The sequence below is a fragment of the Cytobacillus pseudoceanisediminis genome (genome assembly GCF_023516215.1).
Classification (GTDB): Bacteria; Bacillota; Bacilli; order Bacillales; family Cytobacillaceae; genus Cytobacillus; species Cytobacillus pseudoceanisediminis.
In genome coordinates, this window is the sequence record NZ_CP097349.1 from 4,755,698 (window position 1) to 4,771,820 (window position 16,123).

The 16,123-nt window shown below is 42.6% G+C and carries 15 protein-coding genes, 1 other RNA gene, 2 pseudogenes and 1 riboswitch; of the genes and pseudogenes, 15 read left to right on the forward strand and 3 right to left on the reverse strand.

What is annotated here, in order from left to right; genetic code table 11:
• The first annotated feature begins 8 nt into the window (after positions 1–8).
• From tpiA to eno, 3 genes are read left to right on the forward strand one after another with little or no spacing between them, the layout of a single operon-like run.
• Complete coding sequence (gene tpiA, locus M5V91_RS25395) at positions 9–770, forward strand: triose-phosphate isomerase (RefSeq protein ID WP_009331815.1); 762 nt, start codon at positions 9–11, stop codon at positions 768–770.
• Positions 763–2,298 carry a 2,3-bisphosphoglycerate-independent phosphoglycerate mutase gene (gene gpmI, locus M5V91_RS25400; protein ID WP_009331814.1) on the forward strand — a complete coding sequence of 512 codons (1,536 nt, stop codon included), beginning with the start codon at positions 763–765 and terminating at the stop codon, positions 2,296–2,298. The genes tpiA and gpmI overlap by 8 nt, the downstream gene beginning before the upstream one ends.
• Positions 2,299–2,329: 31 nt before the next feature.
• Positions 2,330–3,625: a phosphopyruvate hydratase gene (gene eno, locus M5V91_RS25405; RefSeq protein ID WP_019383296.1), complete on the forward strand. Its 1,296-nt coding sequence runs from the start codon at positions 2,330–2,332 to the stop codon at positions 3,623–3,625.
• 124 nt (positions 3,626–3,749) lie between these two features.
• On the opposite strand, the gene M5V91_RS25410 is transcribed toward eno, so the two are convergent.
• Positions 3,750–4,211 carry a hypothetical protein gene (locus tag M5V91_RS25410; protein WP_192907868.1) on the reverse strand — a complete coding sequence of 154 codons (462 nt, stop codon included), beginning with the start codon at positions 4,209–4,211 and terminating at the stop codon, positions 3,750–3,752.
• A 151-nt stretch (positions 4,212–4,362) separates the two neighbouring features.
• On the reverse strand, positions 4,363–4,506 hold the full coding sequence (locus tag M5V91_RS30745) for a hypothetical protein (RefSeq protein WP_439649950.1): 144 nt from the start codon (positions 4,504–4,506) through the stop codon (positions 4,363–4,365).
• Positions 4,507–4,884: 378 nt separating this feature from the next.
• On the opposite strand from M5V91_RS30745, the pseudogene secG reads away from it, so the two are divergent.
• The 10 genes and pseudogenes from secG (at position 4,885) to M5V91_RS25460 (ending at position 13,098) form a co-directional block, all read left to right on the forward strand.
• A pseudogene (secG, locus tag M5V91_RS25415) lies at positions 4,885–5,117 on the forward strand (preprotein translocase subunit SecG).
• A 210-nt stretch (positions 5,118–5,327) separates the two neighbouring features.
• Complete coding sequence (locus tag M5V91_RS25420) at positions 5,328–6,074, forward strand: alpha/beta hydrolase (RefSeq protein WP_009331809.1); 747 nt, start codon at positions 5,328–5,330, stop codon at positions 6,072–6,074.
• A gap of 36 nt (positions 6,075–6,110) precedes the next feature.
• A complete protein-coding gene (rnr, locus tag M5V91_RS25425; RefSeq protein ID WP_439649951.1) occupies positions 6,111–8,534 on the forward strand; it encodes a ribonuclease R in 2,424 nt (807 codons plus the stop codon).
• Positions 8,535–8,587: 53 nt separating this feature from the next.
• The gene (smpB, locus tag M5V91_RS25430) at positions 8,588–9,055 is read left to right on the forward strand and encodes an SsrA-binding protein SmpB (protein WP_009331807.1); all 468 of its coding nucleotides are present in this window, start codon (positions 8,588–8,590) and stop codon (positions 9,053–9,055) included.
• Between the two features lie 143 nt (positions 9,056–9,198).
• Positions 9,199–9,557, forward strand: a transfer-messenger RNA (tmRNA) gene (gene ssrA, locus M5V91_RS25435).
• 551 nt (positions 9,558–10,108) lie between these two features.
• Positions 10,109–10,396 carry an MOSC N-terminal beta barrel domain-containing protein gene (locus M5V91_RS25440; protein ID WP_284521579.1) on the forward strand — a complete coding sequence of 96 codons (288 nt, stop codon included), beginning with the start codon at positions 10,109–10,111 and terminating at the stop codon, positions 10,394–10,396.
• A gap of 38 nt (positions 10,397–10,434) precedes the next feature.
• A complete protein-coding gene (locus M5V91_RS25445; protein WP_284521580.1) occupies positions 10,435–10,824 on the forward strand; it encodes an MOSC domain-containing protein in 390 nt (129 codons plus the stop codon).
• Positions 10,825–11,033: 209 nt separating this feature from the next.
• A riboswitch (Fluoride riboswitch) is annotated at positions 11,034–11,094 on the forward strand.
• Between the two features lie 61 nt (positions 11,095–11,155).
• The gene (locus tag M5V91_RS25450; RefSeq protein WP_192907863.1) at positions 11,156–11,533 is read left to right on the forward strand and encodes a fluoride efflux transporter FluC; all 378 of its coding nucleotides are present in this window, start codon (positions 11,156–11,158) and stop codon (positions 11,531–11,533) included.
• On the forward strand, positions 11,530–11,898 hold the full coding sequence (gene crcB, locus M5V91_RS25455; protein WP_192907862.1) for a fluoride efflux transporter CrcB: 369 nt from the start codon (positions 11,530–11,532) through the stop codon (positions 11,896–11,898). The genes M5V91_RS25450 and crcB overlap by 4 nt, the downstream gene beginning before the upstream one ends.
• Before the next feature lie 99 nt (positions 11,899–11,997).
• A complete protein-coding gene (locus M5V91_RS25460; protein ID WP_192907861.1) occupies positions 11,998–13,098 on the forward strand; it encodes a mechanosensitive ion channel family protein in 1,101 nt (366 codons plus the stop codon).
• A gap of 33 nt (positions 13,099–13,131) precedes the next feature.
• On the opposite strand, the pseudogene M5V91_RS25465 reads toward M5V91_RS25460, so the two are convergent.
• Positions 13,132–13,670: pseudogene (locus M5V91_RS25465) on the reverse strand (flavodoxin family protein).
• A gap of 179 nt (positions 13,671–13,849) precedes the next feature.
• On the opposite strand from M5V91_RS25465, the gene M5V91_RS25470 reads away from it, so the two are divergent.
• The gene (locus tag M5V91_RS25470; RefSeq protein WP_192907859.1) at positions 13,850–15,226 is read left to right on the forward strand and encodes an alkaline phosphatase; all 1,377 of its coding nucleotides are present in this window, start codon (positions 13,850–13,852) and stop codon (positions 15,224–15,226) included.
• A gap of 65 nt (positions 15,227–15,291) precedes the next feature.
• On the forward strand, positions 15,292–15,927 hold the full coding sequence (locus M5V91_RS25475) for a DUF4352 domain-containing protein (protein WP_251175549.1): 636 nt from the start codon (positions 15,292–15,294) through the stop codon (positions 15,925–15,927).
• Positions 15,928–16,123: the final 196 nt, after the last annotated feature.

Here is a 16,123-nt window from a genome sequence, read left to right on the forward strand (position 1 = left end):
CGTGCAACATGCGTAAACCAATTATCGCAGGAAACTGGAAAATGCATAAAACACTTCCGGAAGCGAAAGTATTTCTTGAAGAAATCAATGGCTTAGTACCGGGGAAGGAGCAGGTAGAAACAGTTGTATGTGCCCCTGCACTATTCCTGGAACGCCTTGTGGATAGCGCAAAGGGTTATGATGTTGAAATCGGCGCGCAAAACATGCACTTTGAAGAAAGTGGTGCTTTTACAGGCGAAATCAGTCCTGTGGCACTTGAAGACCTTGGGGTAAAATATGTAATCCTTGGTCATTCCGAGCGCCGGGAAATGTTTAATGAAACAGACGAGGCCGTTAACAAAAAAACTCTGGCTGCTTTTAAATACAATTTAACTCCTATCGTTTGTGTCGGTGAATCGCTTGAACAGCGTGAAAAGGGCGAAACAATGGATCTTGTAGGCTCTCAGGTGGAAAAGGCTCTTAATGGTCTAACTGAAGAGCAGGTAAAGCAGACTGTTATTGCGTATGAGCCAATCTGGGCAATCGGAACTGGCAAGTCTTCAACATCGGCAGATGCGAATGAGGTATGTGCACATATCCGCTCTGTAGTTGCGAAGCAATTTTCCCAAGTTGCAGCAGATGCAGTCCGCATTCAGTACGGCGGAAGCGTAAAGCCTGCAAATATTAAAGAATATATGAGCCAGCCTGATATTGATGGAGCTCTTGTAGGCGGCGCAAGCCTTGAGCCGCAATCATTCCTTCAATTATTGGAGGCAGGCAAGAATGAGTAAATCTCCAGTTGCATTAATCATCTTAGATGGCTTCGCATTGCGTGGAGAGCGGATGGGAAATGCCGTTGCCCAGGCAAAGAAGCCAAACTTCGAACGCTACTGGAATACCTACCCTAACGCAACTCTGACAGCCAGCGGCGAAGCAGTAGGTCTTCCAGAAGGGCAGATGGGAAACTCTGAAGTAGGCCACTTAAACATTGGTGCAGGCCGGATTGTTTATCAGAGCTTAACAAGAGTAAACGTGGCCATTCGTGAAGGACATTTTGAGAAAAACGAAACGTTCCGTTCTGCTATTGACCATGTCAAAAAGAATGGCACGGATCTTCATTTGATGGGACTTCTTTCAGATGGAGGCGTTCACAGCCATATTCAGCACTTATTCGCACTGCTTCGCATGGCTGCTGAAGAAGGCGTGAAGAATGTCTATGTTCATGGGTTCCTGGATGGACGTGATGTTGGCCCGCAAACAGCAGCAGGCTACATTAAAGAAACGCAGGAAAAAATGAAGGAATACGGAGTCGGCGAATTTGCGACGATTTCTGGACGCTATTATTCCATGGACCGCGACAAACGCTGGGAGCGAGTTGAAAAGTCATACCGTTCCATGGTGTATGGCGATGGCCCATCATACAGCGATCCCCTGGATTTAGTTGAAGATAACTATAAGAATGGTATCTTTGATGAGTTCGTCATTCCATCTGTCATAACAGCAGAAGATGGTAAACCGGTTGCAACAATTAAGAAAAATGATGCAGTCATTTTCTATAACTTCCGTCCGGATCGGGCAATCCAGATTTCGAACACTTTTACAAATAAAGACTTCCGTTCATTTGATAGAGGGCCAGGACATCCTGAGAACTTGTTCTTCGTTTGTTTAACCCACTTCAGTGAAACAGTTGACGGATATGTTGCGTTCAAACCGACCAACCTTGATAACACCCTTGGTGAAGTTCTAGCGCAAAATGGAAAAACACAGCTCCGCATTGCGGAAACAGAAAAGTACCCTCATGTGACGTTCTTTATGAGCGGCGGACGTGAAGAGAAATTCCCTGGCGAAGAGCGGATCCTGATCGATTCACCGAAAGTAGCTACCTATGACCTTAAGCCTGAAATGAGCGCTTATGAAGTAACGGACGCGTTGCTGAAGGAAATAGAGGCTGATAATTTCGATGCGATCATCCTGAACTTTGCCAACCCGGACATGGTGGGGCACTCAGGCATGCTTGAGCCAACGATCAAGGCGGTTGAAACAGTTGACGAATGCCTTGGCAAAATTGTTGATTTGATTATTTCTAAAGGCGGAAAAGCGATTATCACAGCTGACCATGGCAACGCTGATGAAGTTGTTACCTTGGAAGGCAGCCCAATGACCGCTCATACAACAAACCCAGTTCCAGTCATCGTTACACAGGATGGTGCAGAGCTCCGTACAGACGGAATTTTAGGAGACCTTGCTCCAACTGTCCTGGACCTGCTTGGATTGGAAAAACCTGAAGAAATGACAGGAACCTCTTTATTGAAAAAATAAAAGATTTTCTATAAAAAAGGAGAGAATTACTATGCCATTTATCGAACAAGTATATGCTCGTGAAGTATTAGATTCCCGCGGTAACCCAACAGTTGAAGTTGAAGTTTTAACAGAATCAGGATTTTTTGGCCGTGCCATCGTTCCTTCTGGAGCGTCCACTGGTGAGCACGAAGCAGTAGAACTTCGTGACGGCGACAAGTCCCGTTACCTTGGAAAAGGCGTTCAAAAAGCAGTAGACAACGTAAACAACCTAATTGCTGACGCTGTTATTGGTCTAGATGTAACTGACCAGGTTGGCATCGACCGCACGATGATCGCATTAGATGGAACTGAAAACAAAGGCAAGCTTGGCGCGAATGCGATCCTTGGCGTATCCATGGCTTGTGCACATGCTGCTGCCGAGTCTGTAGGACTTCCGTTATACCGTTACCTTGGAGGCTTCAATGCGAAGCAGCTTCCAACACCAATGATGAACATCATCAACGGCGGATCTCACGCTGACAACAACGTGGACTTCCAGGAATTCATGATCATGCCTGTAGGAGCTCCTACTTTTAAAGAAGCAATCCGTATGGGTGCTGAAGTTTTCCATTCATTGAAAAAAGTTTTATCTGGCAAAGGCCTGAACACAGCTGTAGGTGATGAAGGCGGATTCGCTCCAAACCTTGGCTCTAACCGTGAAGCTCTTGAAGTCATCATTGAAGCTATCACAAATGCTGGCTACGAAGCAGGCAAAGACATCTACCTTGCAATGGATGTTGCTTCTTCTGAGTTCTTCAACAAAGAAACTGGCAAATACGATCTTGCAGGCGAAGGCCGTACTGGCTTAACTTCAGAAGACATGGTTAACTTCTACGAAGAGCTTGTAAACGAGTTCCCAATCATCTCAATTGAAGATGGTCTTGACGAAAACGACTGGGAAGGACACAAGCTGTTAACTGATCGCATCGGCGGAAAAGTTCAGCTTGTTGGTGATGACTTATTCGTTACAAACACGAAGAAGCTTGCTCAAGGAATCGAGCAGGGCGTAGGCAACTCAATCCTGATCAAAGTAAACCAAATCGGTACTTTAACGGAAACATTCGAAGCAATCGAAATGGCGAAGCGTGCCGGCTACACAGCAGTTGTATCTCACCGTTCCGGTGAAACAGAAGATGCTACAATCGCTGACATCGCTGTTGCAACAAACGCTGGCCAAATCAAAACTGGTTCAATGTCACGTACAGACCGTATTGCTAAATACAACCAGCTTCTTCGCATCGAAGACGAGCTTGGCGATTTAGCTGTATATGATGGATTAAAATCCTTCTATAACTTGAGCAAGTAATCTTGCTTGTGAAGCCGTCCCGCGTGGGGCGGCTGTTTTTTTGATGTTGGCCGGTAAATAGGACAGTTTGGCCGGCATTTTCCCGGTTTTGGCCGGTAAAAATCAAATATTGGCCAGTAAATATTCATTTTCGGCTGGTAAAATGGAGTCTCTCAAAAAAATCGGCAGATAATTGATAGGTTCGGTCTTTATATGAACTGGAAAAGGGAAGTTTCAGCGCAGTAAGCAGCTTTTTGGCAATATTTGAGGAAGATAAATGGGTGAATTCCCGAAATTGCTGATTCGTAATGGAGGAACTAATCGAAAGAAGGTAATCATGGAGGGTTCTAATATGTGCTTCCTTATCAGCAGTATGGCAATTACTGCATTTCCAGGTGCCCAGCATCCTTTTCATTGAAAATCTGCTGCATTCAGGACATTGAATGCCGGTAATAATCTCTTTTATATCAATGTCATAGTATTTTAGGACATTGTAATTCGCAGGGATATTCTTTTTTGTAATAGCTCTGCTTAACTTTCTGATCTCTCTGTCTGTTAATGTCTCTGCCGGATAGTTCTCCTTTAGTTTATCTATCCTTTCTCTCAAATGGCTCGCATGCAGCACCTTTTCTATGGCCAATTTGTGATAAGAGGAAGTCTTGATAACAGTAGAAGGATTACTGATTACAACAAGATATTCAATGGGTGTGTGAATCTTATGATCAGCCAGCCATTTTCCAAGTTCCTTTTGCTGCCTTTTAGCTTGTATTAAAGGATCGAAAACCTCTTTCCTTTTCTTGCTTGCTCATATTCAGCTGGTTAAATGCGGGGTCAAAATAAAGAGTGCCGGAGATGTTCTTAATTTCGAGGATAAGAAGGAAGTTTGGGCATAGGAGAAGCATATCGATTTGAAAGAAGTCTCCGTTTCCATTGGAAAGCCGAGTATCTTTAACGATTATGAACTCAGGTTAATCTTTTAAAAAGTAATCCACAGCCTCTTCTCCGCGAATACCTGCTTTTCCGCTTTGTTAAATCATTTTCGATGAGACCCCTTTTTGGCTGTGATAGCGGGAGTCTACTCAGGCATTAATGCTTAGAATAAAATTTGATATTTTCCTCTCTTTTATGATCAACGGCATCATTCCTTTCACAATATAAATTCTCTCAGCTGCTATAAAAGTCCTTCCAACTAACAGGTCCTGCCAAAATCTTATTGTTTATGCAATAAAAATGTGATAAATTAAGAATAATGTGATTGTACGTTTTCAGGAGGTGGCTTCATGCATACATTATTGATTACCCTTTTAGTCATAGTTTCGATTGGCCTAATTGTAGTTGTACTCCTTCAGTCTGGTAAAAGCGCAGGTCTTTCCGGTGCCATTTCAGGGGAGCTGAGCAGCTTTTTGGAAAGCAAAAAGCACGCGGGATTGATCTGATTCTTCACCGCATCACGATCGTTCTTTCTGTTTTATTCTTTATCCTTACTGTTTTAGTTTCTTATTTCGCGATATAAATGAATGCAGCGCCTGGCCTTCAGAAGGTCAGGCTTTTATTTTTGGCTCTGTACATTTGCCTATTTTGGCTAACGTTCACATTTTTTACATAAGAAAGCTTTTTTATTGGCATGTTGCCCCGCTGTTTGCTAAAAATAAGGAATGCAGATTTAATCACACGTTTGATTAATAAAAATATAGGAATTATAAAGGTAAAAGGAGTTTTATCAATGAGAGTTGTGGCGCCAAAACCGTTTACATTTGGAAATGGAAAAAGAGCAGTCCTGCTGCTGCATGGTTTTACCGGAAATACAGCAGATGTAAGAATGATGGCAAGATTTCTTGAAACGAAGGGATACACCTGCCATGCCCCGCAGTATAAGGGACATGGAGTTCCGCCAGAAGAGCTGGTTCATACAGGCCCGGAAGACTGGTGGAAAGATGTGGTGGAAGGGTATGAATTTCTAAAAAACAAGGGACATAAAGAAATTGCAGTGGCCGGACTTTCCCTTGGCGGCGTATTTTCCCTTAAATTGGGTTACACTGTACCTGTAAAGGGTATTGTTCCGATGTGCGCACCTATGTACATAAAAAGCGAAGAAGTCATGTATGAAGGAATTCTGAGCTACGCGAGAGAATATAAGAGACTTGAAGGTAAGCCGGAAGAACAAATTGAACAGGAAATGGAAGAGTTCCAAAAAACACCGATGAATACATTAAAGGCACTCCAGGAGCTGATCGCGGATGTGCGAAATCATGTGGATATGATTTACTCCCCAACATTTGTTGTACAGGCACGACATGACCATATGATCAACACGGACAGTGCTAATATCATTTTTAATGAAGTGGAGAATGACTTAAAGCAGCTGAAGTGGTACGAAGAATCCGGGCACGTGATTACTCTCGATAAAGAGCGTGATCAGCTGCACGAAGATGTGTATGGGTTTTTAGAAAAGCTTGATTGGGAAGAATAATACCAGAAGAAAAACTCCCCAAGGAGGGATGAAGATATGGAAATTAATATACAACAACTGATCGACAAGCTGCTTCATTATATGAAAGATGAAGCGTATAAGCCATTGACGGTTCAGGAGCTTGAAGCTGCGTTTGGAATAGAGGATTCCACAGGCTTCAAAGATTTCGTCAAGGCACTTGTTGTCATGGAGGAAAAAGGGCTTGTCGTCAGGACGAGAAGCAATCGCTACGGCTTGCCGGAAAAAATGAATCTTATCCGCGGCAAGCTTTCCGGCCATGCAAAGGGATTTGCCTTTGTCATTCCGGAAGAGCAGGGAATGGATGATATTTTTATCCCGCCCAATGAAACGAATAATGCTTTAAATGGCGATATCGTTCTTGCGCGTGTGACGACTGAGAGTTCAGGGCAGAGGCGGGAAGGTACAATTGTCCGCATCTTAGAGCGCGGTGTGACACAAATTGTCGGAACTTATACGGAAAGTAAGCATTTTGGATTTGTTATCCCGGATGATAAAAAGTTTGCCAGTGATATTTTTATCCCCAAAGCAGCATCAAAAGGCGCTGTTGAAGGGCACAAGGTCGTTGTAAAACTGACCACTTATCCAGAAGGCAGAAAGAGTGCAGAAGGAGAAGTTATTGACATTCTCGGGCATAAAAATGACCCGGGTGTGGATATTCTATCTGTTATTCACAAGCATGGCCTTCCGCTTGAGTTTCCGGATGAGGTGCTTAAGCAAGCTGAAGAAACGCCGGATACGATTGATCCAAGTGAATTGGAAAACCGCCGGGATCTTAGGAACGAAGTCATCGTTACCATTGACGGTGCTGATGCGAAAGACCTTGATGACGCAGTAATGGTCCAAAAGCTTGAAAACGGACATTACAGACTGGGTGTCCATATTGCAGATGTAACGTATTATGTACGCGAAGATTCACCAATCGACCGGGAGGCTGAAGAGCGGGCAACCTCCGTGTATTTAGTGGACCGGGTGATCCCGATGATTCCGCATCGCTTATCAAACGGCATCTGCTCTTTGAATCCGAAAGTGGACCGTCTTACCCTTTCTTGTGAGATGGAAATCACACCGGATGGGGAAGTGGTGAATCACGAGATTTTCCAGAGTGTGATCAAAACAACGGAACGGATGACTTATTCAGATGTGAATAAGATTTTGGAAGAGCAGGACGAAGAACTTATCGACAGGTACCAGCCGCTTGTGCCGATGTTCGAGCTGATGAAGGAGCTTTCTCTGATCTTGCGTAATAAGAGAATGCATCGCGGAGCCATCGACTTTGATTTTAAAGAAGCGAAAGTCATTGTGGATGAAGAGGGCAATCCGACAGAGGTGGCATTGCGCGAACGCTCGATTGCGGAGCGCCTAATTGAAGAGTTTATGCTCGCAGCCAATGAAACCGTTGCTGAGCACTTCCATTGGATGGATGTACCTTTCATTTACCGTATCCATGAAGATCCGAAGGAAGATAAGCTGAGAAGATTTTTCGAGTTCATCACGAACTTTGGCTATATTGTAAAAGGAACAGCCAATTCCGTTCACCCGCGTGCTCTTCAGGAAATCATTGAAGAGGTTCAGGGAAAGCCGGAAGAAATGGTTGTATCCACAGTGATGCTCCGCTCCATGCAGCAGGCGAAATATTATGAAGAGAGCCTGGGCCATTTCGGGTTATCAACAGAGTTTTACACACACTTCACATCACCGATTCGCCGTTACCCGGACTTAATTGTCCACAGACTAATCCGCACCTATTTAATTGAAGGCAAGCTGGATCAGGCGACAAGGGAAAAGTGGAATGTACAGCTCCCGGATATTGCTGAGCATTCTTCCAATATGGAGCGCCGTGCAGTGGAAGCGGAACGCGAAACAGATGAGCTTAAGAAAGCGGAATATATGGCTGATAAAATTGGCGAAGAATATGATGGGATCATCAGTTCTGTTACGAATTTTGGAATGTTTGTCGAGCTTCCAAACACAATTGAAGGCCTTATTCATGTCAGCTATATGACGGACGATTATTACCGCTATGACGAGCGCCAGATGGCGATGATTGGCGAGCGTACGGGCAATGTGTTCCGCATAGGCGACGAGATCACTGTTCGTGTCGTCAATGTAAATAAAGACGAACGCTCGATTGATTTTGAGATCGTCGGCATGAAGGGAACCCGCAGACGGGAACCACGTGAAGCTCCAAAGGTGTTCAAGACAGGCAGCAGCGAGAAAAAGCCGCGCAGAAGTAAGACTGACCAGGGAAATGGAAACAGTTCAGGCGGCCCGAGAAAGAAAAAGAGAAAAAGCATTACGAAAATGCGCCAAAAGCAAAGCGGAAGAAAAAGAAGAGGTAAAAAAATTGGGAGGGCCGAAAAGGCTCTCTCTTTCCCTTCTCAGCAGGGCTACTCGTTGAGAGGGGCACGCAATTTTGCTATAATAGAGAGACCGCTATAGAACGGATGCTGCATTTCCTGATTTCAGGAAAGAGGAGCAAAGGGGGATTCAACATGCCAAAAGGAACTGGCAAAATGGTTGCGCAAAATAAAAAGGCCTATCATGACTATGCTATAGAAGAAACATACGAAGCAGGCATTGTTCTGCAGGGGACGGAAATTAAATCGATCCGTGCGGGCAAGGTGAATCTGAAGGACTCATATGCCAGAATTCAAAACAATGAAATCTATCTTTTCGGCATGCATGTCAGTCCTTATGAGCAGGGAAACCGCTACAATCACGATCCGCTAAGGACAAGAAAGCTTCTTTTGCATAGAAAAGAAATCAGCAAGCTGATTGGCGAGTCAAAGGAAGTCGGCTATTCGATCGTTCCATTAAAAATGTATCTTAAAAATGGTTATGCAAAAGTTTTAATTGGCCTGGCAAGGGGTAAAAAGAAATATGACAAGCGTGAGGATCTGAAGAAGAAAGAAGCCAAGCGTGAAGTAGAGCGTGCTTTCCGTGAAAGGCAGAAAATGTAAACCCAGAACCTTACAATTGAAAAATTAGTTCAGTGTGCTATAATAGTAATTGTCACAGCGAGTGACACAATCTTTAGCTCATCTATTCGAGCTTATCCGAACGTCAGCGTACTGAATAAGATTCGACGCAGACCTATTATAATGGGGACGCTACGGATTCGACAGGGATAGTTCGAGCTTAGGTTGCGAGTCGAGGGGATCGGCCTCGTTAAAACGTCAAAGCCAATAACTGGCAAAACTCAAAACAACTTCGCTTTAGCTGCCTAATAGGCCTTTAGCGGTTCGCCCCTCCATAGCCCATGTGGTAGGGTAGCGGACTCACTCTTAGTGGGCTACGCCGGATTCCACCGCCTGAGGATGAAGGAAGAGAACAACCAGGCTAGCTGGCCGGACGCCCGTCGATAGGCATAAGGATCAGCGAATTGCGAATATATCGACTACACTCGTAGAAGCTTAAGTGCCGATATTTCTGGACGAGGGTTCGACTCCTCCGTCTCCACCAAATACATATTTGGTGGTTTTTTATTTGTTGTAACTTAAACTATATGATTCTTTAAAGTGTTTTTGACAATGTTATGCTTTAAATGCATTGAATAAAGTTAAGTGTAACTCTATCTTTCGAAACAAAGAGAAGTGGCTAATGCATTTCGAGAAGTCACTTTAATGATTGGGGACATTGCAATATGGTGTCCTCTTCCAATCGTAAAAATTTGAAGTTACATTCTTAAAACCCACAGTAATATTCCGCAGACAAAATCACTGGCTGTTGTGTTTGTATAAATATTTCAACACGCTTTTTAAACCCGCATCAATTACCTGATACTGTTTTTTCCTTACTTACCTAACGGTGTTTTTCTTCAATAAGATTGGTCTTGCCTTCTTATCTCACTTTTTAATAAATATAAATAAGTTACGGTTCCCGTTGATCCAAAAAGGGTTAACGCTCTTTTTTGTCGAACTTGCTATTGATCAAGTTTAAAGGGATACGAAGTAAAATGAAGGAGAGTTAATCTTACGAACTGCAGGTTTAGGCCAAATACGGGGGGATAGACTTTGAATCAAAAGAATGAACGTATTGGAAGAGTCCAAGAAATCAATAGGTTTCCAGTGAAATCAGTTTTGGGGGAGTCTTTATCCTCTGCCCCAGTTGATAGTCGAGGTATACTCGGAGACCGTTTATGGGCAATTAAAAATGAGGATGGAAAATTTGGCAGTGGAAAGACTACACGGCGCTTTCAGCAGATGGAAGGCTTGTTTAACTTTAAAGCAAAATATGAGCGGGACACCCCCTTATCACTATGCCCGATGGAACAGAATATCGAGGTGATCAGGAAAGGGTAAACAAGGCACTAAGTGAGCTGTTAGGGTTTCCAGTAATATTGGCAAAGGAAGAGTCAATATCACATTTTGATGAAGGGCCCATAAGTATCATCACAACCTCTGCGTTAAAAATGTTAAGTAAGGATTTAGCGGAAATAGCAGACTCTCGCCGATTTCGGGCAAACCTAGTAATCGAAACAGAAGCAACAGGGTATCTTGAGGATGAATGGGTGGATCAGCTAATTCAAGTAGGAGAAAGTGTTACCCTGAAAATTGTTGCCCCGCTTCAAAGGTGTATTATGGTAAACAATCCTCAAGAGGAACTAAAGCAGGATGCTCGTATATTGAAAACCTTGGCAACTCACCATGCTGCAATGTTTGGGGTTTGGGCAAAAGTTGAACGATGTGGTGAGATAAGAGTTGGGGATGAGGCAATATTACTTAAATAAAATGTGCTGAGTATTTGTTCTGCTAGAATAGTAATTCAATACTTTTGCTCCAAGAAATTTAACAGGAGGACATATAAATTGACCGAAACCAATATGAGGTGGATGACGAGACCAGGATTTTCGCCGTGATAGTGATGATGTTGTTAAAGAAGATTTTTTAAAGGTCTTTTAATCCCTGTTCATATGTTTTATAGTGTTAATGAAGATAAAAAGTAATAGGTGATGGAGTTCACCTTTAACCGCCTTTAGGCTAATGACTCCTGTCAGTTGTGAGGTAGCTGGCAGGAGTCTTTTTATATTGGACAAACTAAGAAAAAAGGGAGGGATAGGGGTGGTTTATTTATTAGTTGGGGCTGCAGGATTTCTTGGAGCCTCTTTGAGGTACTCCATTGGTATTTTCCTCTTTCATGAGAGTGCGGTTTTTCCATTTGCTACTTTGATGGTTAATTTGCTGGGAAGTTTTCTTCTCGCTTGGCTTATGACGGGTCTGCTTGTGCGTTTTTCCTTGCCAGCCCATTTAAAAACAGCTCTGGGAACTGGTTTTGTTGGCTCCTTTACGACTTTTTCAACCTTAAGTGTTGAAACGGTAACACTCTTTCTCGATGGAAAGACAGCACTGGCAGTTTTGTATGTTGCAGCCAGCATTTTTGGCGGATTATGGATGAGCCGACTAGGATTCCGAGTCACGAAAGGAGAAGAAGCAGAATGAGTATGTTTCATTTTCTGATGGTGGGGATGGGCGGTTTCTTTGGAGCGATATGCCGGCTGTGGGTCAGTCAGGTTATAAATAAAAGGATTGTGTCGAGGTTCCCTGCAGCTACGCTTGTTATTAACTTAAGTGGTTCCCTTCTTCTTGGAATCATGGTGGGCTCAGGAATAGAAGGCAGTCTTTTTATGCTGATCGGCACTGGTTTTATGGGAGCTTTCACTACTTTTTCTACATTTAAGCTGGAAGCAATACAGCTCCATATGGATAAAAGGAAAAAAGAGCTCATTCTTTATAATGTATTGAGCTATGGCGGCGGAATACTCTTGGCTTTGCTGGGTATTGAACTGGGCAAGCTCTTCGGATGAAGAAAGGTTTTTCCAATGCGTTTTTTAGGGAATTTCGTATGATAACCTGTCTTATAGAATTATGTTATGATAACAAATAGCATCAAGGAGGTTATTCATATGTTCTGGGAAACTTACATGAAAGAAGATATATTGGTGGATCTGGGAATATCAATTGGGATTTTCCTGCTGTTTCTCCTTTTCCGGAAGCTTTTCACCAAATATATATTTACACTATTATTAAGGCTTAGCAGAAAAGCGCCAAATGACTTTTTCTCACATATTTTTGTTTCATTTCAAAAGCCGATTCAGTGGTTATTTATCATTATAGGAATCTATGTTTCTGTCGGTTATTTTCCTCACTTAAACCAGCATAATTCCTTGTTTTTAGATATTATTAGAGCGTCTGTTATCATTATGATTACCTGGGGCTTGTACAACATGGCAGCTGCATCATCTGCCCTTTTTACCAGTCTAAAGGTTAGGTATAATCTGGAAATTGATGATATTCTCATTCCATTTATCTCAAAGTCCTTGAGAGTTGTTATTGTGGCGATCAGTATAAGCGTGGTTGCCCAGGAATTTGATTATGATGTTAATGGCTTTGTTGCTGGACTTGGATTAGGCGGAGTCGCCATTGCTTTTGCTGCCAAGGATGTACTGGGCAATTTGTTTGGCGGATTTGTCATCATTACTGAAAAGCCGTTCACGATTGGCGATTGGATTATGACGCCAAGTGTGGAGGGAACAGTTGAAGATATTTCTTTTCGAAGCACCAGGGTAAGGACATTTGCCCAGGCGCTGGTCACAGTTCCTAATGCTACTTTAGCCAATGAATCGATTACAAACTGGAGCAAGATGGGGAAAAGGCAAATCAGCTTCAGATTGCGTGTTACTCATGATACAACGAAAGATCAAATGGCGAATGTGGTAGGGCAGATCGAGTATCTGTTAAAAAATCATCCCGATATACACCCGGAAACCATTCTTGTGACCTTTGACGACTACAAAGAAAATGGACTCGATATCTTCCTTTATTTCTTTACCAAAACGACAAATTGGGGAGAATTCCTGAAAATTAAGGAAGAAATTAATTTTGAGATCATGGACATTCTTGAAAATGAGCGTGTTTATGTAGCTATGCCAAGCAGGAAATTATATTTAGACCCTGATGGGGAAAATCAGCTGAATAAAGATTCCAGGGTAAGACAGGAATCGTGATATGAAAAAAGGCGGACCGGTGAGTCCGCCTTTTTATTTTGAAAACAATGTATTCCACTGTTCGGCCTTGGCTAAAGCAAGAGTGTCCTCTTTAACTTCTCCCGGCTTTACTCCGCTTCCAATGATATAGTCAGCAAACTCCATGCCTACAAACTCGAAGATATATTGAAATTGCTGAACAAGGGGAAGTCCTTTTACTTTCGCGCTGCTGCCGCCTGTAATAACAACGTAAGCTTTCTTCTTTGCCAGCTCTTCTTTCAGGTTAAAGCGTTCATCCCTTAGATACTGTGACCAGCGATCAAAGAAATCCTTCATCGGACCGCTCATCCCATACCAATACAGAGGCGTGGCAAATAGAAAAACATCATGTGACAGCATATGCTGAATTAATTGCTCATAATCGTCTTTTACCGGTGAAAAACCGCCTGCTGCATGCCTCTTATCAATAATCGGTTCAATATGCATTTCAGACAGCTGAACAAGGGTATGTTCAGTGCCTTCTACTATTTTTTTGCCAGGAATTCGGAGTTGCCATTTTCTCTTGTGCTTCCCAGCAGGGCCAAAACTTTCATAAAAAATCGCTCCTTCAACACTTTCATTTGTTAATGGATTTTACACAAAAAATTCCAAGAAAGCAAAGACCAGGTCTTTACATAAGTGCCCTCTAATCTTTACATTCTATTAATCTTCCATTTACACACTGTCACTATACTTTTAATTGTGGTTAAAAACAACAGGGAGGATTACTAGAATGAGATTAAAGAAATTGACAAAAAAAGCAATTCCGGTTCTTGCTGCTTCTGCAGTTGCGTTTGGAGGACTGATGGGTACAGTTCAGCATACAGAAGCAAAAGGGAACGAAGATAATAGAAAAATTAAGAATGTAATTTTCCTTATCGGTGATGGAATGGGAGTATCTTATACATCTGCATACCGTTATATGAAAGACGACCCAAGCACAAAGTTTGTTGAGCGTTCCGAGCTGGATAAATATTTGGTCGGCCAGCAAATGACTTACCCGGAAGATCCGGAACAAAATGTAACAGACTCCGCATCTGCAGCAACAGCAATGTCTGCAGGCATTAAAACTTATAACAATGCGATTGCCGTAGATAACGATGGATCAGAAGTGAAAACCGTTTTGGAAGCTGCAAAAGAGAAAGGAAAAGCAACAGGACTTGTGGCAACGTCTGAAATTACGCATGCGACTCCTGCATCATTCGGCTCCCATGACGAAAGCCGCAAGAATATGAATGCCATTGCGGATGATTACTATGATGAGCTTATCAATGGCGATCATAAGGTAGATGTACTTCTAGGCGGAGGTACAGATTTATTTGTCCGCAATGACAGAAATCTTACAGAAGAGTTTAAGAAGGATGGATTCAGCTATGTAACAGACCGGGACCAGTTATTTGCGGATGACAATGAGCAGGTTCTTGGTTTATTTGCAGAGCGCGGCTTGCCAAAAATGATTGACCGCACAGAAGACACTCCTTCATTGGAAGAAATGACGAGTTCTGCAATCCAGCGTTTGAACAAGGATAAAGACGGTTTCTTCCTGATGATAGAAGGCAGCCAGGTAGACTGGGCTGGCCATGATAATGATATAGTTGGGGCAATGAGCGAAATGGAAGACTTCGAAAAGGCATTCAAAGCAGCTATTGATTTTGCAAAAAAGGACAAGCATACCCTTGTTGTTGCAACTGCTGACCACTCAACTGGGGGCTATTCCATCGGTTCTGACGGCATCTATAATTGGTTCAGCGAGCCAATTAAAGCAGCAAAGCGTACACCTGACTTTATGGCAGCGGAAATTGTAAAAGGTGCAGATGCAGAAAAAACTTTGAACCAATATATCGACCTTGATCTAACTGGTGAAGAGATCCAATCTGTTAAAGATGCTGCCGAAACGAAGAATGTAACAGATATTGATAACGCGATTGAGGAAATCTTTAATGAGCGATCACATACTGGCTGGACAACTGGCGGCCATACTGGTGAAGACGTGCCGGTATATGCATTTGGCCCTTCAAGCGACCGCTTTGCAGGGCAAATCGAAAATACAGACCATGCTAAATTGATTTTTGAAATATTGAAGTCCAATGTAAAAGTTGAAGATAAATAATGTATCATCTCCCGCTGCTTTCAAGGAGCAGCGGGAACTTTTACACCAATGGAAGGGGGATCATCATGAAAAAACTGATAACAATGATTGCTCTCTTATCGTTTGTTTTATTTGGATGCTCAAACGCGCCGGAACAGCCTTCTGATGTCAGTGCTGAAGCTCCGGAAAAAAGTGAAACTGTGAAAAATTATGCACCAAACCCTCAGGTTCCGGATGATCGGCAGTTGGAAAAAGCAGGACAGACTCACCTGGACGAAAAAGGTGAACTTACTTTGAAAAAAACAAAAAACGTTAATGGTATTCATAGTATCGGCCCAATTGAAATGAAAGTGACAGATGCAAAAGTAATGCATTTGAAGCCAGACTACAGCTTAGTGGATTATTTTCATACCCTGACGCATGACGAGGAATTTGATTTTGTTAAAGTCTTTGTTGAAATAAAGAACACTTCAGATCAAAAAGTGAACTTTGCCCCGGCAGCCATCCTTGAAACAAGTAAAGGTGAGCAAATCACCTGGGAAAAGGATATTTACCTTGATGGGCTAACAGAAGAAATTGGGCCAAACGAAACCAAAGCTGGCAATGTTGGCTTTATTATAGAAGAATCGGATTTGACAAATTTCGAAATCACCACCAGCGATGTGTTTAGTGCTGATGGGAAGAAGATTCAAGATGCGGAAAAGATTCAAATCGAATTTTAACGGACAAGGCTCCAGAGATGGGGTCTTTTTTGCTGGAAATTATATTTGCTGATCAGGGCCCTGGGTACAGTGCAGGAAATAAAAAAGGAAAACGTTATTTTATTCCTTTTGATGAAGTTTAATTGACAACCATCTTCCCCTGTATTAAAGTTAACTACGTTAATAGTTAAACAGTTGAACAGTTAAACGATAGAAT